The sequence below is a fragment of the Pantoea conspicua genome (assembly GCF_002095315.1).
Classification (GTDB): domain Bacteria; phylum Pseudomonadota; class Gammaproteobacteria; order Enterobacterales; family Enterobacteriaceae; genus Pantoea; species Pantoea conspicua.
Genome location: NZ_MLFN01000021.1, coordinates 33,193 through 55,904 on the forward strand (window position 1 = coordinate 33,193; position 22,712 = coordinate 55,904).

Annotated in this window: 21 protein-coding genes and 2 pseudogenes; 4 read left to right on the plus strand and 19 right to left on the minus strand. The window is 56.4% G+C overall.

Annotation, left to right across the window (positions count from 1 at the left end; genetic code table 11):
* Positions 1-11: 11 nt before the first annotated feature.
* Positions 12-632, minus strand: a complete 621-nt coding sequence (gene bamJ, locus HA41_RS09625) for a BamJ family beta-barrel-assembly machinery protein (RefSeq protein WP_094120597.1) — start codon at positions 630-632, stop codon at positions 12-14.
* A gap of 218 nt (positions 633-850) precedes the next feature.
* Here bamJ and HA41_RS09630 point away from each other — a divergent pair, with 218 nt between their 5' ends.
* Complete coding sequence (locus tag HA41_RS09630) at positions 851-1,522, plus strand: OapA family protein (protein WP_158086619.1); 672 nt, start codon at positions 851-853, stop codon at positions 1,520-1,522.
* Positions 1,523-1,592: 70 nt separating this feature from the next.
* Here HA41_RS09630 and rplI read toward each other — a convergent pair whose 3' ends face one another.
* From rplI to rpsF, 4 genes are read right to left on the minus strand one after another with little or no spacing between them, the layout of a single operon-like run.
* Positions 1,593-2,042, minus strand: coding sequence for a 50S ribosomal protein L9 (gene rplI / locus HA41_RS09635; protein ID WP_094120599.1), 450 nt, complete (start codon positions 2,040-2,042; stop codon positions 1,593-1,595).
* 39 nt (positions 2,043-2,081) lie between these two features.
* The gene (gene rpsR, locus HA41_RS09640; RefSeq protein ID WP_000135199.1) at positions 2,082-2,309 is read right to left on the minus strand and encodes a 30S ribosomal protein S18; all 228 of its coding nucleotides are present in this window, start codon (positions 2,307-2,309) and stop codon (positions 2,082-2,084) included.
* Positions 2,310-2,313: 4 nt separating this feature from the next.
* On the minus strand, positions 2,314-2,631 hold the full coding sequence (gene priB / locus HA41_RS09645; RefSeq protein ID WP_094120600.1) for a primosomal replication protein N: 318 nt from the start codon (positions 2,629-2,631) through the stop codon (positions 2,314-2,316).
* Positions 2,632-2,637: 6 nt separating this feature from the next.
* Complete coding sequence (rpsF, locus tag HA41_RS09650; protein ID WP_031376410.1) at positions 2,638-3,033, minus strand: 30S ribosomal protein S6; 396 nt, start codon at positions 3,031-3,033, stop codon at positions 2,638-2,640.
* A gap of 405 nt (positions 3,034-3,438) precedes the next feature.
* Between rpsF and HA41_RS09655 the strand changes: the two genes are divergently transcribed.
* The gene (locus HA41_RS09655; RefSeq protein WP_094120601.1) at positions 3,439-3,642 is read left to right on the plus strand and encodes a hypothetical protein; all 204 of its coding nucleotides are present in this window, start codon (positions 3,439-3,441) and stop codon (positions 3,640-3,642) included.
* A 57-nt stretch (positions 3,643-3,699) separates the two neighbouring features.
* Here the strand turns inward: HA41_RS09655 and yjfP are convergent, their stop codons facing one another.
* Positions 3,700-4,449, minus strand: a complete 750-nt coding sequence (gene yjfP, locus HA41_RS09660; RefSeq protein ID WP_094120602.1) for an esterase — start codon at positions 4,447-4,449, stop codon at positions 3,700-3,702.
* Between the two features lie 159 nt (positions 4,450-4,608).
* On the opposite strand from yjfP, the gene HA41_RS09665 reads away from it, so the two are divergent.
* Together HA41_RS09665 and bsmA are read left to right on the plus strand one after the other, a co-directional pair.
* A complete protein-coding gene (locus HA41_RS09665; protein WP_094120603.1) occupies positions 4,609-6,540 on the plus strand; it encodes a methyl-accepting chemotaxis protein in 1,932 nt (643 codons plus the stop codon).
* A 56-nt stretch (positions 6,541-6,596) separates the two neighbouring features.
* Entirely contained in the window at positions 6,597-6,923 is a 327-nt protein-coding gene (gene bsmA, locus HA41_RS09670) for a biofilm peroxide resistance protein BsmA (protein WP_094120604.1), read from the plus strand.
* On the opposite strand, the gene HA41_RS09675 is transcribed toward bsmA, so the two are convergent.
* The 13 genes and pseudogenes from HA41_RS09675 to HA41_RS09740 form a co-directional block, all read right to left on the minus strand.
* Positions 6,897-8,525 (minus strand): isovaleryl-CoA dehydrogenase, encoded by a 1,629-nt coding sequence (locus HA41_RS09675; protein WP_094120605.1) that lies wholly within the window; start codon positions 8,523-8,525, stop codon positions 6,897-6,899. The two genes, bsmA and HA41_RS09675, sit on opposite strands and share 27 nt — an antisense overlap.
* Before the next feature lie 219 nt (positions 8,526-8,744).
* Entirely contained in the window at positions 8,745-9,479 is a 735-nt protein-coding gene (gene rlmB, locus HA41_RS09680) for a 23S rRNA (guanosine(2251)-2'-O)-methyltransferase RlmB (protein WP_094120606.1), read from the minus strand.
* A gap of 70 nt (positions 9,480-9,549) precedes the next feature.
* Positions 9,550-12,042 carry a ribonuclease R gene (rnr, locus tag HA41_RS09685; RefSeq protein ID WP_094120607.1) on the minus strand — a complete coding sequence of 831 codons (2,493 nt, stop codon included), beginning with the start codon at positions 12,040-12,042 and terminating at the stop codon, positions 9,550-9,552.
* Between the two features lie 16 nt (positions 12,043-12,058).
* A complete protein-coding gene (gene nsrR / locus HA41_RS09690) occupies positions 12,059-12,502 on the minus strand; it encodes a nitric oxide-sensing transcriptional repressor NsrR (protein ID WP_094120608.1) in 444 nt (147 codons plus the stop codon).
* Positions 12,503-12,720: 218 nt separating this feature from the next.
* Positions 12,721-14,019 carry an adenylosuccinate synthase gene (locus HA41_RS09695; protein ID WP_094120609.1) on the minus strand — a complete coding sequence of 433 codons (1,299 nt, stop codon included), beginning with the start codon at positions 14,017-14,019 and terminating at the stop codon, positions 12,721-12,723.
* Positions 14,020-14,185: 166 nt separating this feature from the next.
* The gene (locus HA41_RS09700; RefSeq protein ID WP_094120616.1) at positions 14,186-14,386 is read right to left on the minus strand and encodes a DUF2065 domain-containing protein; all 201 of its coding nucleotides are present in this window, start codon (positions 14,384-14,386) and stop codon (positions 14,186-14,188) included.
* A gap of 56 nt (positions 14,387-14,442) precedes the next feature.
* Complete coding sequence (gene hflC / locus HA41_RS09705; protein WP_094120610.1) at positions 14,443-15,447, minus strand: protease modulator HflC; 1,005 nt, start codon at positions 15,445-15,447, stop codon at positions 14,443-14,445.
* A 3-nt stretch (positions 15,448-15,450) separates the two neighbouring features.
* Positions 15,451-16,689 carry an FtsH protease activity modulator HflK gene (gene hflK / locus HA41_RS09710; protein WP_094120611.1) on the minus strand — a complete coding sequence of 413 codons (1,239 nt, stop codon included), beginning with the start codon at positions 16,687-16,689 and terminating at the stop codon, positions 15,451-15,453.
* A gap of 227 nt (positions 16,690-16,916) precedes the next feature.
* Entirely contained in the window at positions 16,917-18,197 is a 1,281-nt protein-coding gene (gene hflX, locus HA41_RS09720; RefSeq protein WP_094120613.1) for a ribosome rescue GTPase HflX, read from the minus strand.
* 76 nt (positions 18,198-18,273) lie between these two features.
* On the minus strand, positions 18,274-18,588 hold the full coding sequence (gene hfq, locus HA41_RS09725) for an RNA chaperone Hfq (RefSeq protein ID WP_094120614.1): 315 nt from the start codon (positions 18,586-18,588) through the stop codon (positions 18,274-18,276).
* A gap of 103 nt (positions 18,589-18,691) precedes the next feature.
* On the minus strand, positions 18,692-19,642 hold the full coding sequence (gene miaA, locus HA41_RS09730) for a tRNA (adenosine(37)-N6)-dimethylallyltransferase MiaA (protein WP_094120615.1): 951 nt from the start codon (positions 19,640-19,642) through the stop codon (positions 18,692-18,694).
* Positions 19,635-21,471, minus strand: a pseudogene (gene mutL / locus HA41_RS09735) (DNA mismatch repair endonuclease MutL). The gene miaA and the pseudogene mutL overlap by 8 nt, the downstream one beginning before the upstream one ends.
* 49 nt (positions 21,472-21,520) lie before the next feature.
* Positions 21,521-22,702 (minus strand): annotated as a pseudogene (locus HA41_RS09740) (N-acetylmuramoyl-L-alanine amidase); the annotation flags it as partial.
* Positions 22,703-22,712 lie beyond the last annotated feature (10 nt).

Sequence of the window (22,712 nt, forward strand, 5' to 3'; positions counted from 1 at the left end):
CATGGGGAGGATTACAGGATTTCCAGCAGTTCCACTTCAAAGATCAGGGTGCTGAATGGCGGGATAGAGGCACCCGCGCCACGCTCGCCGTACGCGAGGTTCTGCGGGATCACCAGTTCCCATTTTGAGCCAACCGGCATCAGGGTCAGCGCTTCAATCCAGCCCGCGATCACGCCGCTGACCGGGAATTCTGCTGGCTCACCCCGTGCTACGGAGCTATCGAACACGCTACCGTCAATCAGTTTGCCGGTGTAGTGGACGCGTACGCGATCCTGACGTGATGGGATCGGACCGTCACCCTGAGTGATGACGCTGAACTGCAGACCGGACTCGGTGCTGCTCACGCCTTCACGCTGTGCATGTTCCAGCAGGAACGCCTGGCCTTCTGCCGCCATCGCTTCGGTGCGCTCACGACGCACGCCTTCAGCGCGCTCGTGCACTTCACGCAGTGCACGATGAACCACATCAACCGGCACCGCCGGCGAGTTCCCTTCCAGCGCGTCGCGCAGGCCCGCGAGCAGTGCTTCTGGTTGCAGCCCCTGCAGACCAGATTCCAGCAGCTGCTGGCCAACCTGTAAACCAATACCGTAACTTGCTTGTGCTTCGACGCTGTCGAAAGAAGGGGTAGTCATCTTCGTTCCTTTCACTCTCGGATAAATTCGAACCGGCAGCATAACAGTGCAGGCCGCTGGCGTAAAATGCCCTGCATCGCAGATGACTTTTCCCGATGAAAGAGAAACAATAGGCCCGTCAAATTTATCAATGCTGGCAGGCACTTCGCGCCGGTATTGCCCATACTATAACTGTTGACGGGATTAACCCGTCTGTTGCACACCAAAAGAGAGAACACATGGGCCAGATCGCCCCACGACGCCGCAGGACGCGCGCAACGCGTATTGTATCCCGGCTGCAAACCTGGCTGGCCGCACGCAAGCCGCAGCAACCCGCTGGAGAGGAGGAACCACGAATGGCTTCAGACGCGTCATCACGGCTACCGACATGGCTTCATCGTATCTGGCATTTTACCGACCATATCGGCTGGATGGACCCGCTGCCGGCCCCTCATCGTCGCGCTATTATTATCGCGCTGCTGGTGATGCTGCTGGCGTTTCTCTGGCCGGTCACTACACCGCGCTATCCGGTGGAGCGGCCGGTTACGCCGTCCGCTGAGAAAGAGGTGCCGATGCAGGCGGATATTTATGACAACAAAGCCGACTCCTCCCCTTCTCAGCCGCAGCAAGCGCCAAAAGCGGATTCACAGGGCCAGTGGCGCAACTATACCGTCGCCTCAGGCCAGACGCTGGCGCAGCTGTTCCGTGACAACAATCTGCCGGTGAATGATGTGTTTGCGATGGCGCGGGTGGAAGGCAGCGATCAGCCGCTGAGTTCACTGAAAAGCGGTCAGCAGGTCAAAATCCGTCAGGACACACAGGGCGCAGTGACAGGACTGACGATAGAGGGCGCTAACGGCCCGGTGCTGTTTACCCGTCAGCCGGACGGCAGCTTTATTCGCGCGCAGTAAGTTTTACACGGCGACAAAAACAAAAACGCCGGCACAAGGCCGGCGTTCCCGCAGTGCTCAGTAATAAAAATTACTCAGCAACAATACTTACGATCAGTTTCGCGAATACTTCGCTGTGAACCTGGAAGTTCACTTCGTGCTCACCGGTGGTGCGCAGAACGCCGTTCGGCAGACGAACTTCGCTCTTAGCCACTTCAACGCCAGCTGCAGTCACTGCATCAGCGATGTCGCGGGTACCGATGGAACCGAACAGTTTACCTTCGTCGCCCGCTTTAGACGCGATGGTTACGGTGCCCAGTGCATTGATTTTCTCAGCGCGTGCATTTGCTGCAGACAGAACGTCGGAGAGTTTAGCTTCCAGTTCTGCACGGCGTGCTTCGAAGAATTCAACGTTTTTCCTGGTAGCAGGAACAGCTTTGCCCTGTGGTACCAGGAAGTTACGAGCGTAGCCCGCTTTAACGTTAACCTGATCACCCAGGCTGCCCAGGTTTGCTACTTTATCAAGCAGAATAACTTGCATTACCTTATCCTCTTAAAGTCGTTAATGGACAGTTGCCGATTACTGATGACGATCAGTGTACGGCAGCAGAGACAGGTAACGCGCGCGCTTGATAGCACGAGCCAGCTGACGCTGGTATTTTGCGCGAGTACCAGTGATACGGCTTGGTACGATCTTGCCGCTTTCAGTGATGTAGTTTTTCAGCGTTGCGATATCTTTATAATCGATCTCTTGAACGCCTTCCGCGGTGAAACGGCAGAACTTGCGACGACGGAAATAACGTGCCATTTGGCTAGTCTCCAGAATCTATCAATTCAATCTGCTCGGCATGTAACACCATTTTACTCTGGCCATTGCGTGCCTGATGGCAGCTAATGAAACCGTCGAGTATGAGTTGCGTGCCGACCGTTATATGTTGAGTAATCACCTGATGGGCGCTGCCGCTGATAATCACCGGCATCCGACACCAGGCTTGCCGGTGAAACCCGGCCTCCTCCTGCACTGAGCGGTGCTCAAGCACGAACTGGCAGTGCGGAATTCCTGACGGGCTAATTTTTCGAACCGGCGTCTTGCACACCGTGCCAGACAAGCGCAGCCGATTAACCGTCACGATGGATTACTCTTCAGAATCCCCAGCATCTGAGTCATCAGCGGATTCGTTAGCAAAATCTTCGCGGCGCTCACGACGCTCGTCTTTCGCTTTAACCATCGGTGATGCTTCAGTTACCGCGTTTTTAACGCGCATAACCATGCTACGGATAACGGCGTCGTTGAAGCGGAAGTTCGTTTCCAGCTCATCGATCGCTTCCTGCGGCGCTTCAACGTTCAGCAGAACGTAGTGTGCTTTGTGCAGTTTGTTGATCGGATAAGCCAGCTGACGGCGGCCCCAGTCTTCCAGACGGTGAATCGTGCCCTGTGCACCAGTGATAGCACCAGTGTAACGCTCGATCATGCCCGGAACCTGTTCGCTCTGGTCAGGATGGACCATAAATACGATTTCGTAATGACGCATCGAAATTGCTCCTTACGGATTATTCAGCCTCCTGTCGGGGTCAACCGCGGCCCATGGAAGCAAGGAACGTTATAGGCTGTGTCCCACAAAGGTTCGTTAAGGCGAGCACTTGTGGGACACAGCCTGAGAATGCGGCTGAAAAATTGACGCGTAATCATACTGGCGGCGGGCGCTAAACTCAAGCGCACATTTCAACAAATCTGATGTGGCGTGCCAGATAGGGTGGCTTTTCGTGCTAATCACAGCGATACAATCTGTTAAGCAGCCATTGTTCAAAAATGCTGACAAAGAGGTTCAGGCGGAGGATCTGGCGATAATATCAGCAGTCGCTAAACTTAATGCAGACGTTACGGTTTGGCTTATCAGCGTCTAACAGAGTGTGTTCCCTGAAGTGAGGAGTCGGCCATGAAAAGGTACGTCATCGCCACTTTACTGGGTCTCTTCCTGTCTCTCCCCGCTCTTGCCAGCAATGCTGACTGTGCGCAGCAGATGAGAAGTCACAGCAGCAGAGCGGCATCGGGTTATGTCTATGTGAATCGACTGGATGCACCGGAGAAAAGCCCGGTCAGCACGCCGGCCCGACCGGCAGAACGGTTTGCTGCCCCGTAGTAATCGGGGCAGATAATGGGCGGATTGCATCAATCCGCCCTTTTTATAACGGATGTTTTATAGCTGATGTTTAAAGAAGTTAACCAGCGCCGTCAGGCCTGACGGTGTGATCTTATGTCCAATCTGCTTTTCCGACAGTGAGGTCAGATGGTGTGCTAATCCCTGGCTGCGCAGCGCCGCTTCCAGCCGCGCGCTCTCGGCAAACGGCACCACCTCATCAGCTTCGCCGTGCCACAGCAGCAGGGGTCGGTTGGCCAGCGTTTCCAGCCGGATGCTGGGATCGTACTCCGCCAGCGGCGCCATCCGGGCATCAAACTCGATCTGCTGTTCCGGCGAGCGCACCACCAGCGGCGGGAACAGCGTCTGGCTGAGCTGCATAAAGTAGCCGGACCCCATCATGCAGGCGACACTGTGGATCTGCGGATAGCGCGCCATCGCGCCCAGCGCCGTCATGCCTCCCATTGAGGCGCCTGCCACCGCAAACCGTTCTCCGGCGATCAGATCGTCAGCTCGCAGTGCGGCTTCCAGCTGCGGCAGCTCATCAATACTGGTTTTAATAATGTCCCAGAAGCAGCGCAGACGGCTTTCGGCGTCCCCGTGATCGCGCGCGCCATGCAGATCCGCATCCGGCATCACCGCCCGGAAGCCAGCCTGAGCTAAGGCGACGGCGAAATAGGCATAGACCTCTTTCGAAGAGGTGAAGCCGTGATAAAACAGCACGGTCGGCAGTTGGTTACGGCGCTGACCGGCAGGCGCGGCGTGCAGACACTCAATACCGGCCAGCGTTTCCGTGGTGAGTTCGATCATGTTATCTCCTGAAGAGGGTCAAGACGTGCGTGATCAGTGTACGGTCTGCCACTGAATTTGCGAACCGGTCCACCACTCTCTGCCGTAAACTTTCGTGCTAAACTTTTCCACGCTTCTGCCGTTGATCCGATATCTCCCTAATGCGATCAAAGGTAATTTATGAAGCGGCTCTCTCTCAGCGGCCTGAGTCTTGGAGTTAAGCTGTCTGTACTGACGTCTCTCAGCGTAGCGCTCTTGTTGCTGGTTCTGACGCTCACTCAGAGCCAGACCGCCTCGCACCAGCTGGAAAAACTCGCGATTGATGATATGCACAATCAGGTGCAGGGCATCAGCGAAATGGCGACCATGTTCAACGCCACGCTTTCCGAAGAGGTGAGTAACTACACCAATCTGTTTACCAGCTTTCTGCCTAAGCGCTTTAGCCTGGATGAGACGACGCGCGTGCAGGTCGGCAGCTTCTCAACGCCGGTGCTGCGCGCCGGATTAAAGACGCTCAACCTTGATCAGACAGCAGTGGACGATTTCACCGAGCGCACCGCCGCGGTCGCCACCATTTTCGTGCGTGACGGCGATGACTTTATCCGCATCTCCACCTCACTGAAAAAGCAGGATGGCAGTCGCGCCATCGGCACCCAGCTCGATCGCGCCAGCGCAGCCTGGAAAAACGTCCACCAGGGCCATGTCTATCGCGGCCTGGCGACGCTGTTTGGTCATCGCTATATCACGCAGTATCAGCCGGTTAAAGATGCCAGCGGCACGGTAGTCGCCATTCTGTTTGTCGGGGTCGGTATCGATCAGCAATATACGTTGATGCGTGAAAAAATCCTCGCGCGTCGGCTGGGCGACAGCGGCCATTTTTATGTGATTAACGGCGCGCCAGGCAGCGCGCAGGGCCAGTATCTGTTTGCTCAGCAAAACGAGGGCAAACTGCCGGCCTGGGATCAGTCGGTGCAACAGCCACTGCTGACTCAGCCTCAGGGGATAGAGCAGGTGGAAATCGACGGTGAAACCCGGATGCTCGCCTGGCAGCAGTTACCGGGCTGGAACTGGGTGATTGTCGGCGAGGTTAACCGCGCCAGTCTGCTGGCCCCGATTACCCACAGCCGTAACCTGTTCCTGCTCACCGGTCTGGCGCTGGTGGTGGTGTTTGCGCTGGGGTTTGTCTGGTACAGCCGCCGGGCAATTACCCGTCCGCTGCAGCAGGTGATTCATCTGGCGCAGCAGTATGCCGCCGGTAATTTGCAGGTGCATCTGGATACCTCACGACGTGACGAAGTGGGCCAGCTGATTAATGCCATTAACGGCATCGGCGATGGTCTGGAGAAGATCGTAGGTCAGGTGCGCAGCGCCGCGCAGGAGATCAGCGACGGCACCGATACTATCGCCGCCAGCAGCCACAACATCAGTGAACAGATTGGTCGTCAGGCCAGCAGCGTGGAGCAGACCTCCGCCAGCATGGAACAGTTTGGCGCAACGGTCGAACATACCGCCGACAGCCTGCGTCAGGCGATGTCGCTGGTCGCCGAAGCCAGCGATATTGTCAGCCATGGCAGTCAGACCGTGGTGCGTTCAGTGAACACCATGTCAGCGATAAAGGTCTCTTCCCAGAGCATTGCTGATATCACCCATGTGATCGAATCAATCGCCTTCCAGACCAATATTCTGGCGCTGAATGCCGCGGTGGAAGCGGCGCGCGCCGGTGAACAGGGGCGCGGGTTTGCGGTGGTAGCGGCCGAAGTACGGGCGCTGGCGCAGCGATCTGCTCAGGCCGCGAAAGAGATTGATGGGCTGATCGCCACCTCAATCGGCAACGTGGCGGAAGGCCATCTGTTATCTGAGCAGACACGCGACGCGATGAGTCACATCGTGACCCATATCGAGCAGGTACAGGCGCTGATGGGTGAGATCAACGTGGCGGCACAGCAGCAGGCTGCCGGCATTGGGCAGGTTAATCTGGCGATGAACCAGATCAGTCAGGCCACGCATCAGAACAGTGAACTGGTGGCACAGGCGGAAAATAGCGCCCAGAATCTGAGTGATAAAGGCCATCATCTGACCCAGCTGGTGAGTGTTTTTAACCTCAAATCCTGACGTCATTCGGGACGATGGCGTACACTTAATGCTTCGTCCTGAATGAGGGTTTTCCTATGCGTTTCGCTTACTTACTGGTGTTAAGCCTGTCACTGGCAGGCTGTTCTGCGTTTCAGACAACCCCAAAAGCGCCGCCCGCGCCGACTCAACAGGCGCAGGAAATTTCACGGGCGCAGAGTACCTCTTTGCCGAAGCTGGGCAATATCACCGTTAACGTTCACGGCTCGCCGGATGATGCGCAGCGCGCCGTGGCCGCACGCGCCAATCAGGCCGGTGCGACTTATTATCAGATTGTGGCGCTGAGTGAAACGGTGATGCCTGGCTTATGGTACGCCAGCGCAATTCTGTATGGTGCTTCACCCACCGCAGGCGCGAGCCAGTAAGCGGTCGGCCAGCGCGGCATCCAGTGGGCGTGCGCCGCGCTGATCGAGCCATTGCCGGCACCAGGCATCCGCCAGCGGCGGCTCGGCATATTTCAGCAGCTGTGCGCCGGTCGCCAGCAGCAGCAGGCTGCGGGTCAGTTCCCGCGCCTGCGCCTCCGGCATTTTGTTGAGTCGCAACCGCAACTGACGCCAGCGCGCGTCGAAATGGCGATTGCTGCCTTTGACTGCCTCAAACTCCTGGCTGAGCATCTCTGCCACATCGCCCTGTCGGGAAAGCACGCGCAACACGTCAAGGCAGATCACGTTGCCCGAACCTTCCCAGATGCTATTGACCGGAATATCGCGGTACAAGCGCGGCAGTTCGCTCGCTTCGCAGTAGCCGATGCCGCCTAATACCTCCATCGATTCCGCCACAAATGGCGCACCCGCTTTGCATATCAGGTACTTCGCCGCCGGCGTAACCAGACGGGCAAAGGCAACCTCATGCGGTTGTGCTGGCTGCGACCAGGCGCGTGCCAGCCGCATCAGTAGCGCAGTCTGTCCTTCCAGCTGCAGCGCCTGCTGCGCCAGCACCTGACGCATCAGCGGCTGATCCACCAGATTTTTACCCAACACCTGGCGCTGATGCGCATGATAGAGCGCAACGGAAAAGGCGCGGCGCATCTGACCGTGGCTGCCAAGCGCGCAGTCAAATCGCGTCATACCGCCCATTTTCAGGATCAATCGGACGCCTTCGCCCTCTTCCCCCAGCAGCCAGCCGGTGGCGTCGCGAAATTCCACCTCGCTACTGGCGTTAGATCGGTTACCGAGCTTATCTTTCAGCCGCTCGATCAGGATCGCATTGCGGCTACCGTCCGGTAGCAGGCGCGGCAGGAAGAAGCAGCTCAGGCCGGCGGGCGTCTGGGCCAGCACCAGATGCGCATCGCTTTGCGGCACTGAGAAAAACCACTTATGACCGGTAAGACGGTACATTTCACCGGGGCCGCGTGCGCCCAGCGGCTCCGCGCGGGTGGTACTGGTGAGCAGATCGCTGCCGCCCTGTTTTTCTGTCATGCCCATGCCGATCAGCAGTCCGCGCTTTTGATCGCCGGGCTGCGCATGGGTGTCATAACGGTCACTGAGCAGCGGATCGAGCCAGCCTTCGAACGCGGCAGGCAGGTAAGCTTGCAGCAGCGGAATTGCCGCGTGTGTCATGGTGACCGGACAGAGCGTGCCCGCTTCCACCTGGGCATGCAGAATAAAACGGGCGGCCCGCGCTACGCTGGCATATTCGCGTACCGTCGGTTGCCAGCTGAGGTTGTGCAGACGACTGGCGCAGACACCCTGCATCAGCAGATGCCAGGCGGGGTGAAATCGCACTTCATCGAGCCGTACACCGCGCGCATCGTAGCGCAACAGTTCAGGCGGTTCGGCGTTGGCCAGGCGGCCCAGCTCCAGCGATTCGGCACTGCCCAGCTGCAGGCCGACCGAGGCCAGCCATTCACGATCCCACTCTGCGCCCTCGCGCTGTAGTGCGTCGCTCAGCGGCGTATCGGAAAGGAAAAGATTGCTGTTGCTGAGAGGATGGGGCTGATTAAAAACGGTGTGTGTTGTCCAGGTCATAACCACTCCTCGCGGATGTCACTCAGTAAGTATACCCGTCGTCTTTCAAGCTGCATTTTTGTTGGCTGCGTTCACTCACCCGAGTCACTTACTCATGTAAGCTCATCGGGATTCGTTCTCTTGCCGCCTCAATGCAACCCGAAATCCTTTGGGTATATACGAATGACGCGCAGTTATGCCTGGTACAGAAACTAATTTGTGGCGAGGATCACATCGGGATCAGGCGTTGCGCTGGCGCACCGCTTCAAACAGGCATACGCCGGTCGCGACCGAGACGTTGAGCGAAGAGACGCTGCCCGCCATCGGAATGCTGATCAACTCATCGCAGTGTTCCCGCGTCAGCCGACGCATTCCTTCACCTTCGGCACCCATCACCAGCGCCATCGGGCCGGTCATCTTACTCTGATAAACGGTGTGATCCGCTTCGCCGGCGGTACCGACCACCCAGATGTTGTACTCCTGCAACAGGCGCAGTGTACGGGCCAGGTTAGTGACGCGGATCAACGGCACGTTTTCTGCCGCGCCGCTGGCCACTTTTTTGGCCGTCGCGTTCAGCGGAGCGGAACGATCTTTTGGCACAATCACCGCATTGACGCCCGCCGCGTCAGCGCTGCGCAGACAGGCACCCAGGTTGTGTGGATCGGTGACGCCGTCCAGTACCAGCAGAAACGGTTTATCCAGGCTTTGCAGCAGGTCCGGCAGATCGCCTTCCTGATACTGACGACCCGGTTTAACCTGCGCCACAATACCCTGATGCACACCGCCTTCTACCTGGCTATCCAGCCACTTGCGCTCCGCCAGCTGGATCACGATCCCCTGAGCTTCCAGTGCGGCGATCAGAGGTTGCAGGCGACGATCGTCACGGCCTTTAAGGATAAAGACTTGCTGGAAACGTTGTGGGTCACGTTCCAGCAGCGCCTGCACGGCATGGATACCAAAAATAATTTCGCTCATCGATCTGCTCAGTGTTTGGAAATGAATAAATTACCGCCCTTTCCCGCAGGAGAAAGGGCGGATAGGCGCATCAGTCAGTTTGCGCTTTTTTGCTGGCGCGCTTCGCCCGCGTGGCGGCGGCGATTTTACGGCTTTTTTCCGAGACGTTTTTACTTTTTTTCTCGCTATTTGCTGCCGCCGGTCGGGACTTATCACCGCGGAACGCCGAGTCTGGCTCGAAATTAGATTTCTTGCTCACCTCACGGCGACGTTTTGACGGCGGTTTGCCATCACGCTTCGCCCGATCGCGCTCGGTTTTTCCTTCTCCGCGCACCTGACGCTGGCTGGAGACCAGGGCGAAGTCGATTTTACGCTCGTCCATATGGACCGCTTCCACTCGCACTTCCACAATATCGCCAAGACGATAGGTACGACCGCCAGATTCACCAATCAGGCGCTGACCCACCGGATCGAAACGGTAGTAGTCGTTGTCGAGCGTCGAGACATGCACCAGGCCATCAATGAACAGATCGCTCAATCGAACAAAGAAGCCAAAGCCGGTGACGCTGGAGATCACGCCATTGAACAGGTTACCGACCTGATCCTGCATAAAGTCACACTTCAGCCAGTCGGCAACGTCACGCGTCGCCTCATCGGCACGGCGCTCGGTCATTGAGCAGTGCAGCCCCAGCTGTAGCATCTCAGGCATGTCGTAGTGATAGCCACCGGTCGCTGTAGTCAGATCTTTGGCTACGCTGCGATCTTTTGGCCTCAGGTATTTCATGGCGCGTTGTACCAGACCTTTACCTTCATCCTGCTCTTTAGCCAGCAGATACTTGATGGCGCGGTGCAGCGTCAGATCCGGGTAGCGGCGGATTGGCGAGGTAAAGTGAGCATATGACGAGAGTGCCAGACCAAAGTGACCGCGGTTTTCCGGGTCATACACCGCCTGCTTCATCGAACGCAGCAGCATGGTTTGTAGCATTTCCGCATCAGGGCGATCGGCCACCTGCTTCAGCAGCGCCGCATAATCGACAGGCTGCGGTTTGTTGCCGCCGGGCAGACTCAGCCCCAGCTCGTTGAGCACGGTACGGAAACTCTTGATGCTTTCGTCGGTCGGGCGATCGTGATCGCGGAACAGCGCCGGCTCCTCATTCTTCTCAACGAAGCGTGCCGAGGCGATGTTCGCCAGAATCATGCACTCTTCGATCAGCTTGTGGGCGTCATTACGTGAGACGCGCTCAACCCGCTCAATCCGGCGCTCAGCGTTAAAGATGAACTTCGCTTCTTCGGTTTCGAACGAGATACCGCCTCGCTCTTCCCGTGCCGTTTCCAGCGCCTGATAGAGGTTGTGTAGCTCTTCAAGGTCTTTGACCAGCGGCGCATATTGCTGACGCAGCTCTTTATCGCCCTGCAGAATATTCCAGACTTTGTTGTAAGTCAGGCGCGCATGTGAGTTCATTACCGCTTCGTAGTGCTTGAAGCCGGTGAGTTTACCTTTGGTCGAAACGGTCATTTCGCACACCATACACAGGCGATCGACCTGCGGGTTGAGCGAACATAAGCCGTTCGACAGTACTTCCGGCAGCATCGGGACCACCTGAGACGGGAAGTAAACGGAAGTGCCGCGCTGGTGCGCTTCGTTATCCAGCGGTGTACCCGGACGAACGTAATAGCTCACATCCGCAATCGCCACCCACAGGCGCCATCCGCCACCGCGTTTTTTCTCGCAGTAGACCGCATCATCGAAGTCACGAGCATCTTCGCCATCAATGGTGACCAGCGGCAACTTACGTAAATCGACACGTCCTTTCTTCGCCTCTTCTGGCACCTCTTCCTTCAGCGTGCTGACCTGCGCTTCGACCTCGGGTGGCCAGCTGTGAGGAATTTCATGAGTGCGCAGCGCCATATCGACGGCCAGGCTGGTGCCCATGTCATCGCCAAGAATTTCAGCCACTTTACCGATTGCTTTGCTGCGACGGGTGGGGCGCTGAACGAGCTCCACCACCACTACCGAGCCCATGCGGGCATTCATCGTCTCTTCCGGCGGAATCAGGATGTCAAAGCTCAGGCGGCTGTCGTCCGGCACCACAAAGCCAGCACCGGCATCGGTGAAGTAGCGGCCAACAATCTGGTTATTGCGCGGTTCCTGTACCCGGACCACGCGCGCTTCGCGGCGGCCTTTGCGATCGGCACCTAGCGGCTGAGCCAGAATGACATCGCCGTGCATACAGAATTTCATCTGTTCAGCGGAGAGGTAGAGATCATCCTTCTGACCTTCGGCCCGTAAGAAGCCGTAGCCGTCACGGTGGCCGATGACCTTCCCGCGCAGCAGATCCAGACGTTCAGGCAGGGCATAGCATTGACGGCGGGTGAACACCAGCTGACCATCACGCTCCATGGCGCGCAGGCGGCGTCGCAGCGCCTCAATGTGCTCCTCTTCCTGCAGGTTCATCTCTTGTGCCAGCTCTTCGCGGCTGGCCGGTTTCTCACGTTTTTCTAACAGCGCCAGAATAAATTCACGGCTGGGAATAGGGTTTTCGTATTTTTCAGCTTCTCTATCCTGAAAAGGATCTTTTGACATAGCGGTTCCTCCGATGTCATTGAGTATTTATTGCCACCGGCGGTTCGGACAATATGATTTCATAAAGTTGGGTGTTTCCTTCAACCAAATCCGCCAACGTGTAGCTATCCAGTTCCTGCAGGAAACGCTGCACCGCGTCATGGAGCGCCTTCTTCAGGCGACAGGCGGGTGAGATCGAACAGGATGCGCAGTCCACTAATTGTAGCGGTTCCATCTTACGCACAACGTCTCCAATCACAATCTGGCTGGCTGGCATGCCCAGACGAATGCCACCATTTTTGCCGCGCGTGGCTGTGATATAGCCCGCCCGGCTCAGTTGATTAATGATTTTGACCATATGATTACGTGACACACCGTAAATGTTGGTCACTTCAGTGATGTTGGTCTGTTGGCCTTCGGGCAACGAAGCCAGATAAATCAGGGCCCGTAAACCATAGTCAGTAAAACTCGTCAGCTGCACAGTAACCTCAGTGAATCATCAATAAGTGGCATCGCATAACCCGGCTTGCGATTAATGTCAGGAATAGATCGGATCGCCATGCGAATGGCTATGATGATAAACCAGAGTCTGATTGACCGTGCGTTTTTTTCAGCCAGCACTGAGTTGGACAAGCGAAGCGGGGATAAGTGGCATCACAGAGTGGAAAACAAAGGCCGGACAGGGTCCGGCCTGGGTGATTATGCGTCGAACGGGTCGCGCAGAATCATCGTTTCACTGCGGTCCGGACCGGTTGAGATAATATCCACCGGAACGCCAGTTACATCTTCAACACGCTTGATATAGTCGCGAGCGGCTTGTGGTAAGCCCTCCAGCGTCTTCACCCCAAACGTGGTCTCGCTCCAGCCTGGCAGCGTTTCGTAGATCGGCTCAATGCCTTCCCAGTTTTCTGCTGCCAGTGGCGTCGTGGTCACTTCGCGGCCATCCGGCATCCGGTAAGCGACACAGATTTTCACCTCTTTCAGGCCATCCAGCACATCCAGCTTGGTCATGCAGAAACCTGACAGTGAGTTGATCTGCACGGCACGGCGCACGGCAACCGCATCCAGCCAGCCGGTACGACGGCGACGGCCGGTGGTGGCACCGAACTCGTTACCCTGCGCACAGAGGAACTCACCGGTTTCATCAAACAGTTCCGTCGGGAAGGGACCGGCACCCACGCGGGTTGAGTACGCTTTCACGATGCCCAGTACGTAGTCGACATAGCGCGGGCCAATGCCTGAGCCGGTCGCAACGCCGCCTGCGGTAGTGTTGGATGAGGTGACGTACGGATAGGTACCGTGGTCGATGTCCAGCAGCGTGCCCTGCGCGCCTTCGAACATGATCAGATCGCCACGCTTACGCGCGCCATCCAGCAGTTCAGAGACGTCAACCACCATGCTGGTGAGGATATCGGCAATCGCCATGACATCGCTCAGTACTTTATCGAAGTCAACGGCCTGCTCTTTGTAGTAATGCACCAGCTGGAAGTTGTAGAAATCGACCACTTCTTTCAGCTTGCCGGCAAAGGTCTCTTTGTTGAAAAGATCGCTGACGCGCAGCGCACGGCGAGCGACTTTATCTTCATAAGCAGGACCAATACCACGGCCGGTTGTACCAATCGCCCTGGCACCACGCGCTTTTTCGCGCGCCATGTCCATCGCAACGTGATACTGCAGAATCAACGGGCAGGCTTCAGAAATCAGCAGACGTTCGCGTACCGGAATCCCGCGCTCTTCGAGGCCTTTCATCTCTTTCATTAAGGCTTCAGGAGAGAGCACTACGCCGTTACCAATGATACTGGTGACGTTATCGCGCAGAATGCCAGAAGGGATCAGGTGGAGGACGGTTTTTTCACCGTTGATGACAAGCGTGTGGCCCGCATTGTGGCCGCCTTGATAACGCACAACGTAATTCGCGCGTTCAGTCAGAAGGTCTACAATCTTACCTTTACCTTCGTCACCCCATTGGGTGCCCAGTACGACGACGTTCTTACCCATTTCTCAAAATCACCGATTGCTTAAAAAAGGATTCTACCATCAGATCCGGTGGTTTTCAGCACTTTTAGCATACGATTGCGCGCTTTTTTTGCCAGCATTTTGAACACTACAACATATTGGGGAAAACGGAGGCGACAGGCACAATTTATGCGCCGTCAGCCAGGTGTCAGAGATTACCGTGCAGGCTGAGCATGCAATAGATCACCATTCCCGCCACCACCAGACCACCGCCAAAACGGTGCAACAGGCGATCGGGCAGCTGCGTCATGGCCTGTATCATCCGGCGCCAGGCGCGCGGCATGAACATCGGTCCCAACCCCTCCAGCACTAACACCAGCGCCAGTGCCATCCAGATGCTTGTTTTCATACTGATACCCAAAAAAAAGGCCGACAACATTGTCGGCCTGTAGGTTATATCAGTTCTTAACGTGTCGCGTTAGAGGGCGCCTTCATATATCGGAAGAAGTCGCTATCCGGGCTTAACACCATCACATCCTGATTGTTATTAAAGCTGTTTTCATAAGCACGCAGGCTACGAATAAAGGCGTAGAAGTCCGGGTCCTGACTGAATGCCGCGGCAAACAGTCGCGCCGTTTCCGCATCACCGTCACCGCGGGTAATCAGCGCCTCACGCTGGGCTTCGGCCAGCGTACGCGTCACCTGATAATCCGCCTGGGCGCGCAGTTTTTCTGCCTCTTCCTGACCCTGTGAACGCTGGCTACGCGCCACCGCTTCACGTTCAGCACGCATACGGTTGAAGATCGCATCAGAAACTTCGGTCGGCAGGTTGATCTGCTTAATGCGCACATCCACCACCTGAATTCCTAACGCCGCCATGCTGTTCGGGTTGGGAGCCGGTTCGCTGCTGTTGGTTTCACGCTCGACACGCGCGGCTGCACTGGCGATCGCATCGTCAGCGGCTGGCGTCGCGATTTCATCATCGTTGCCCGCACTACCGGTATTCAGCGCATCACGAACGTCAGTGGTCAGACGACCACGAGAGTCGGTCACGATATCTTTCACATCCAGACGGCCCATTTCAGAACGCAGACGGTCACTGAACTTACGTTTCAGCAGTACTTCCGCCTGAGAAACATCGCCGCCGCCGGTGGCCAGGTAGTAACGACTGAAGTCGCTGATACGCCATTTGATGTAGGAATCGACGATCAGATCTTTCTTCTCTTTAGTGACGAAGCGATCGGCCTGGTTGTCCATGGTCTGAATACGGGCATCCAGCGTTTTCACCGTTTCCAGGAAAGGAATTTTGAAATGCAGACCCGGTTCAAATACCTGCGGTTTGTTTTCATTATCGCGCAGCACTTTACCGAAGCGCAGTACAATGCCACGCTGGCCTTCCTGCACCACAAACAGCGAGGCATAGAGCGCCACCAGCACGATAATGATTAATACTATGATTGGCTTACGCATCGATTACTCTCTCCCTTCGCGCTGGCTGTCGTTGCGCAGAGCGTTAGCCCGACGCTGATCCATGATGCTGTCCGGACTGTATGACGACGTGTCACTGCGGCTGGCGCTGCGATCGGAGAGCGCAGGCTGTGATGCGGCATTGCCACCTTTCTGACCGTTCTTGCCGGATGAAGCCTCACCGCCACGCATCAGTTGATCGAGCGGCAGCACCATCAGGTTATTGCCCCGATCGTTAACCAGTACTTTACGCGTATGGCTTAACACACGTTCCATGGTCTCGATATAGAGACGCTCTTTGGTAATTTCCGGTGCCGCTTTATACTCAGGCAGAATCTTGGCAAACCGTGCCACTTCACCCTGCGCTTCCAGAACCGTACGCTCTTTATAAGCGCGGGCTTCTTCCAGAATACGCTGCGCCTGGCCGTTAGCACGCGGCTGAACTTCATTGGCGTAGGCTTCAGCTTCACGAACGTACTGCTCACGGTTTTCACGCGCAGCAATCGCGTCATCAAACGCTGACTTCACCTCTTCCGGTGGACGCGCCGCCTGGAAGTTAACGTCCAGTACCGCGATGCCCATATTGTAGGGACGAATAGTCTCGTCTATTTCACGCTGGGTATCGCTACGCACCACGGTACGGCCTTCGGTCAGGATACGGTCCATGGTGGAACGCCCAATCACGCCGCGCAGTGCGCTGTCGGTGGCCTGACGCAGACTGTCATCCGCACTGGTCACGGCAAACAGATAACGTTCCGGATCGGTAACCCGATACTGGACGTTCATCTCAACCCGCACTACGTTTTCATCTGAGGTCAGCATCACGCCTGACGCCGCCAGTTCACGCACCGCTTCAACGTTAACGGCACGCACCTGATCGATGAAAGTTGGCTTCCAGTTCAGACCCGGTTCAACCAGATGACTGAACTTACCAAAGCGCGTCACCACGCCCCGTTCCGCTTCTTTGATGGTGTAGAAACCGCTTGCCGCCCAGATAACGACGGCCGCAACGGCTACAATGCCAACAATTTTGCCGCCGCTGCCGGAGCCGCGCTGACCGTTATCGTTCTGTTTGCCACCGCCCAGACCACCAAGCTTCTTGCTCAGCTTACGGAAGATATCATCCAGATCGGGAGGCCCGGATTCCCGTCCTCCTTTATTCCCCCCAGAGTTGCCGCCTTGATTATTGCTGCTTCCCCACGGGTCGCGGTCCTGTCCGTTATTTCCGGGCTGATTCCACGCCATGTCTCTACTCCATTTATTGTATTTGCGGTTTTTACCCTTCATCTTTCGGATTGCAGCGGTGTTGGCTGCCTTCGCTCACCCCGGTCACTTACCTGCGTAAGCTCCCGGGGATGCACTCAGTTGCCGCCTTGCTGAAATCCGAAATACTCGGGTCATTCCTGCGTATTCCGGTCTGCAACGAAAATGCGACAATCTTCAATTTTTAAGGTAAATGCGTTTGGGCAATATCAAACAATGTAACTGGTCAGCGACGGTTCCTGTTTACATAAACGCAGCCATTCAATAATAGGCATACGTATCTGCAATCCTACACTGCCGTCTTCCTGATTCCACTCTTTCTCAATCGCCTGCAACTGGTAGAAACGGCTGCGCAAGCGCCCCGCTTCGGGTGGCAGACGTAATTCATACTGGGCAATTTCACCCGACAGCCGTTCAGAGAGCGCCTGCCATAACAACGGAATGCCGGCGCCGCTCTGCGCTGAGAGCCAGACGCGGATCGGCAGATTTTCTTCGTTACGATCGATGCGCGGTTCAAAGCCATCGAGCATATCGATCTTGTTCATCACCAGTAAGGTGGGGATTTCGTCCGCCTCGATCTCTTCCAGTACGGTATCCACGGCTTCAATATTTTCCGTGACGCGTACATCGGCACCATCAATCACATGCAGCAGCAGCGTCGCCTGACGCGTCTCCTGCAGGGTCGCTTTAAACGCAGCAACCAAATCGTGAGGAAGATGACGGATGAAGCCGACCGTATCCGCCAGCACCACTTCACCGACATCGGCGACGTTCAGGCGGCGCAGCGTAGGATCCAGGGTCGCAAATAGCTGATCGGCAGCAAAAACGTTGGCCGAGGTCATCGCGTTAAACAGCGTCGATTTACCGGCGTTGGTATACCCCACCAGCGACACGGTCGGCACGTCGGCTTTGGCTCGCGCCTGACGTCCCTGCTCACGCTGTTTCTCTACCCGTTCGAGGCGGGATAAAATCTGGCTGATACGCCCGCGCAACAAGCGGCGGTCAGTTTCTAGCTGCGTTTCACCCGGACCGCGTAAGCCGATCCCGCCTTTCTGACGTTCAAGGTGAGTCCAGCCGCGCACCAGACGTGTGGCAAGATGGCGTAGCTGTGCCAGCTCAACCTGCAATTTACCTTCATGGGTGCGTGCGCGTTGGGCGAAGATATCAAGAATTAAGCCGGTACGATCGATCACCCGGCATTCGCACAGGCGCTCAAGGTTTCTTTCCTGAGCGGGCGTAAGGGCATGATCGAATAACACGACCGATGCTCCTGTTGTTTTTACCGCATCGGCAATTTCAACGGCCTTTCCTTCACCGACAAAATACTTGGGATGTGGCGCTTTGCGGCTGCCAGTGATCACTTGCAGCGCCTCAACGCCAGCAGAAGAGACCAGGGTTTCAAACTCCTGTAAATCTTCTACTTCTTTGTCTTGGGAGAACCAGATGTGTACCAGTACGGCCTGCTCACCGGCATCATAACGGTCAAACAAGCTATAACCTCGCTAAAATAAAAGACCAGGACGGAAAACCAGTTGTGCTCTCCGATCCTGGCTGTACGGCGACGCGTTACTCTGCGTTATCACCGTCTTGTTGTGGCTGTGGCTGCGCAGATGTGTTGCTGCCGCCATGATGGTAATTGTTGCTGCCGCCACCACCGGTATTATTACTATGGTGTGAAACCGGGCGCGAAGGAACAACGGTAGAAATGGCGTGTTTATAAACCATCTGACTTACCGTGTTTTTCAGCAAAATTACAAATTGATCAAATGACTCAATCTGACCCTGCAGTTTGATACCGTTAACCAAATAAATCGAAACCGGAACACGTTCACGACGCAGTGCGTTCAAAAACGGGTCTTGTAATGATTGCCCCTTAGCCATTCTATCTTTTCCTTATATGCTTGTTGTTTGTTGCTTGTAGAACCTATGGTTCTGAAAAAACTGCGTAAAAATTTGCGCACGATAACCAGTCAATTGTACACAATCACCCATGCTTCGCACTAAGAACCTGTAACACCCTGTCACGCGCCAGTTGGGGCTCGTCACTGTCTAACCAGTGAACATTTTCCCAGCCGCGTAACCAGGTGATTTGACGCTTAGCAAGTTGCCGGGTTGCGCAAATTCCCCGATAAACCATCTCGTCATAATCGATTTCGCCCGATAAATAAGACCACATCTGGCGATAACCCACACAACGAATGGAAGGCATGTCCGTATGCAAATCACCTCGTGCAAACAGGGCCCGAGACTCCGCTTCAAATCCTGACGCCAACATCTGCTCAAAACGCAACGCGATGCGCTGGTGTAACAGTTCACGGCTCGCGGGGGCGATGGCAAACTGGTACACGTCGTAGGGTAACGCTTCGCCGGAAGTTTTTGTCAGTTCCGTTAAAGTTTTACCCGAAATAAAAAAAACTTCCAGTGCTCGCGAAAGTCTCTGCGGATCATTCGGATGAATACGACTGCCGGCAACCGGGTCGATTTCACACAGCTGGCGGTGTAAAGCGTCCCAGCCTTTTTCACGCGCCGTTTGCTCTATCCGCTGACGAACCTCAGGATCGGCCGAGGGCAACGGCGACAATCCCTCAAGTAACGCCTTGAAGTAGAGCATGGTTCCACCAACAAGCAACGGAATTCGTCCGGCCTGAACGATATCCGCCATTTCTGCTAACGCATCGCGTCGAAACTCCGCCGCCGAATAGGCTTCCGCGGGATCGCGTATGTCCAGCAAACGATGGGGTGCCACTGCTAACTCTTCAGCCGACGGTTTCGCCGTGCCAATATCCATCTGACGATAGATTAAGGCAGAATCTACGCTGATTAGTTCCACTGGCAACTGCTTACGTAGCTCAATTGCTAAGGCAGTCTTACCAGATGCCGTGGGTCCCATCAAAAAAATAGCCTTTGGCCGGCCAGCCTGGTTTCGTTCACTCATGCTTCAACGCGTCAATCGCGCTCTCAATCTCAATGGCCTGTAACAGACCTGAAGGCGGCGATTTCAGTAACTGCGGACAGAGCCTTTCGAGCTCAGCCAGCAGATTAATCGCCTGTGAGTGATTCCAGTCAGATGACTCTGCATCCTGACGCCGCGCCAGCCACTGGGCCAGGTGCGTCGCAGAGTTATCCTGCTGCCGGGCGAGATAGCCTAACAGTTCAGGAATCAAGATTTGTAAATTTTGTGTTCGTAACGGTAAAGGAACCGCGCGCAGGGTCACATGGTCCCCCTCCAGCTGCAAATCAATGCCCATCTGACTGAGCAGACTGCTGTTTTCCTGCGCCGCCTGCCGCTCTGTCTGCGCAATTTTAAGCCGTACCGGAATCAGTAACGGCTGCGGTTTTAATCCCGCCTCGCCGGGTTGCAGTTGTGCCTGTTTTAACCAGCGCGCCGCCACCGGCAACGCCATCAGCAACAATCGCTGATCCTGCTCCAGCAGTGCATAGTGGTGATGCAGTACCGTCAGTACCCGGCCAAAACTCTGAGCATGTGCCGCCAGCGGTGACTCTTTAGCGACGGGACGCGGCGCAGGTTCAGCCTGCTTTGCCGGTGGCGCGCCGCTGGCGGGGGTTTTCAGCAACTGCTGATAAACCGCCCCTTCCCGCTGACGATAGCTATTCTCTTTGTTCTGCCAGGCGGGTGCGGCGGCGGGCGTTGACTCGCTGCGACGCGCGCTGGGCTGTGAGAAATGGTTGCCACCGGCGGCCTGCCGGTTCTCCGGCTGCCAGCGCGGCGTGGGCTCTTCAGCCTGCAGCGTTGGCAGGGCGGGTGTGGCACTGGCCTGCAAAACACTCATCACGCCCTGATAGATAAAATCATGCACCAGCCGCGACTGATGAAACCGCACCTCATGTTTAGCCGGATGGACGTTAACATCCACCTGATGCGGATCGATTTCCAGATAAAGTACATAGGCGGGCTGCTGATCCTCCTGCAGCTGGGTCTGGAAAGCCTGGCGGATAGCGTGATTGATCAGCTTGTCCCGCATCATGCGGCCGTTTACGTAGCAATATTGCAGGTCGCTGACCTGACGTGAACCGGTGGGATCGGCTACCCAGCCGCGCAGCGACAGATCGTCGTGCTGCCACTCGATGCGTAACGCATGCTGCATAAAGGTCACGCCACAGATAGCCGCCAGGCGCCGTTCGCGCTGACTCTCATCACTCACCGCCCGATACTGACGCATCATTTTGCCATTATGGCTGAGCGAGATAGCGACGTCGAAGCGGGCCAGCGCAATGCGGCGAATCACTTCGTCAATGTGACCGAATTCGGTTTTTCAGTACGCATGAATTTACGGCGCGCGGGGTGTTGTAAAACAGATCCAGCACTTCCAGCGTGGTGCCGCACGGATGGGCTGCCGGCTTGACCGTGACAGCCATATCGCGCCCTTCAGCGTAGGCCTGCCAGGCTTCGGTCTGATCGGCGGTGCGTGAGGTCAGGGTCAGACGAGCGACCGAGCTGATACTGGCCAGCGCTTCACCACGAAAACCGAGGCTCATGATCGCCTCCAGGTCATCCAGTGAGGCAATTTTGCTGGTGGCGTGACGGGCCAGCGCCATCGCCAGTTCACTTTTTACGATACCGCACCCGTTGTCACGGATACGAATCAGCTTCGCACCGCCCTTTTCAATCTCAACATCAATGCGCGTTGCGCCAGCATCAAGGCTGTTTTCCACCAGCTCTTTCACAACCGATGCAGGACGCTCGACCACTTCACCCGCCGCAATCTGGTTCGCCAGCTGCGGCGGTAAAATTTGTATCGGCATGATGGATATCCTTTTAGCTGACAGCCCGGCGCTGTGGCCGGGCGAACAATCAGGATGCAGGAATTTTCAGGTTCTGCCCCAACATTACGTTGGTCGACTTCAGATTATTGGTCTGCATTATCGCTTTCGGACTGACGCCATAGTGGGCGGCAATGCCGGTCAGAGAATCGCCGCGGACCACTTTATGCCGGACTACGCCGCGTGTAGTGGCACGCGTCGTGCGGCTGACTGCTGCGCTGGCCGGGACTTTAAGACGTTGTCCAACCCACACCACGTCCCGCTTCAGAGTATTCATCTCACGCAGGGTCGCCATGCTGACGCCATACTTCGCGGCAATGCCAGAGAGCGTCTCACCGCGCGTCACCGTATGACGCTGGATCGCACCGGTATATTGCGTCACGCCGGTCGCCGGATTGCTGGCAACATTAACCGCTGGCGACGAGCCCAGCGGCCGGTTTTCCTCCTTTGGGATGGATTGCAGCGGGTGCGCCAGGAAATAAGTGCGCAGACCTTTATAGATCGACTGCGCAATCTTATCCTGGTGTGCGCTACTGCCAAGCAGTCGCTCCTCCGAGGAATTACTGATGAAGCCGGTTTCCACCAACAGCGAAGGAATATCCGGCGAACGCAGCACGCCAAGGCTGGCATGCTCAGGTAAGCGTTTATGCAGCGAGGTGACGCCACGTAGCTGCTGCAGCACTTTCTGGGCGATGTCATAACCTACGCGCTGTGAATGACCAAACTGCAGGTCGAGCACTGCCTGGCTGAGATAAGGGTCCGCCTGGCTGTTCGCCAGCAGATCGCCTGCGCCGCCCAGCAGTTCAGACTGCTTCTCTTTCTGCTCCAGCCAGTTAGCCATCTCACTGTTGGCGCGACGGTTTGACAGCACCCAGACCGACGCACCGGTCGCCGCATGGCTTGGCGCGGCGTCGGCGTGAATCGAGACCAGCACGTTGGCGTTGGCTTTACGCGCCACGTCGGAACGGCCCATCACTGAAATAAAATAGTCGCCATCACGGGTCAGTACACCTTTGAACATCGGGTCATTATTCAGCAGCACCCGCAGCTTACGGGCGATGGCGATGGTGACATTTTTCTCTTTCAGCCCGCGCTGCCCGATAGCGCCGGGATCCTGACCGCCGTGTCCGGCATCAATCGCCACGATCACCGTGTCGTTGCGGCTCACCGCGCTGCCCGGACGTACCGTGCTGGCCGTGCTGGTGACGGCGGTACCGGATTAG

Bases quoted from the DNA above. Each gene is read 5' to 3' on its own strand.
- bamJ (WP_094120597.1), bottom strand. From the start codon at position 632: ATGACTACCCCTTCTTTCGACAGCGTCGAAGCACAAGCAAGTTACGGT.
- HA41_RS09630 (WP_158086619.1), top strand. From the start codon at position 851: ATGGGCCAGATCGCCCCACGACGCCGCAGGACGCGCGCAACGCGTATT.
- rplI (WP_094120599.1), bottom strand. From the start codon at position 2,042: ATGCAAGTTATTCTGCTTGATAAAGTAGCAAACCTGGGCAGCCTGGGT.
- rpsR (WP_000135199.1), bottom strand. From the start codon at position 2,309: ATGGCACGTTATTTCCGTCGTCGCAAGTTCTGCCGTTTCACCGCGGAA.
- rpsF (WP_031376410.1), bottom strand. From the start codon at position 3,033: ATGCGTCATTACGAAATCGTATTTATGGTCCATCCTGACCAGAGCGAA.
- HA41_RS09655 (WP_094120601.1), top strand. From the start codon at position 3,439: ATGAAAAGGTACGTCATCGCCACTTTACTGGGTCTCTTCCTGTCTCTC.
- yjfP (WP_094120602.1), bottom strand. From the start codon at position 4,449: ATGATCGAACTCACCACGGAAACGCTGGCCGGTATTGAGTGTCTGCAC.
- HA41_RS09665 (WP_094120603.1), top strand. From the start codon at position 4,609: ATGAAGCGGCTCTCTCTCAGCGGCCTGAGTCTTGGAGTTAAGCTGTCT.
- bsmA (WP_094120604.1), top strand. From the start codon at position 6,597: ATGCGTTTCGCTTACTTACTGGTGTTAAGCCTGTCACTGGCAGGCTGT.
- HA41_RS09675 (WP_094120605.1), bottom strand. From the start codon at position 8,525: ATGACCTGGACAACACACACCGTTTTTAATCAGCCCCATCCTCTCAGC.
- rlmB (WP_094120606.1), bottom strand. From the start codon at position 9,479: ATGAGCGAAATTATTTTTGGTATCCATGCCGTGCAGGCGCTGCTGGAA.
- rnr (WP_094120607.1), bottom strand. From the start codon at position 12,042: ATGTCAAAAGATCCTTTTCAGGATAGAGAAGCTGAAAAATACGAAAAC.
- HA41_RS09695 (WP_094120609.1), bottom strand. From the start codon at position 14,019: ATGGGTAAGAACGTCGTCGTACTGGGCACCCAATGGGGTGACGAAGGT.
- HA41_RS09700 (WP_094120616.1), bottom strand. From the start codon at position 14,386: ATGAAAACAAGCATCTGGATGGCACTGGCGCTGGTGTTAGTGCTGGAG.
- hflC (WP_094120610.1), bottom strand. From the start codon at position 15,447: ATGCGTAAGCCAATCATAGTATTAATCATTATCGTGCTGGTGGCGCTC.
- hflK (WP_094120611.1), bottom strand. From the start codon at position 16,689: ATGGCGTGGAATCAGCCCGGAAATAACGGACAGGACCGCGACCCGTGG.
- hfq (WP_094120614.1), bottom strand. From the start codon at position 18,588: ATGGCTAAGGGGCAATCATTACAAGACCCGTTTTTGAACGCACTGCGT.
- miaA (WP_094120615.1), bottom strand. From the start codon at position 19,642: ATGAGTGAACGAAACCAGGCTGGCCGGCCAAAGGCTATTTTTTTGATG.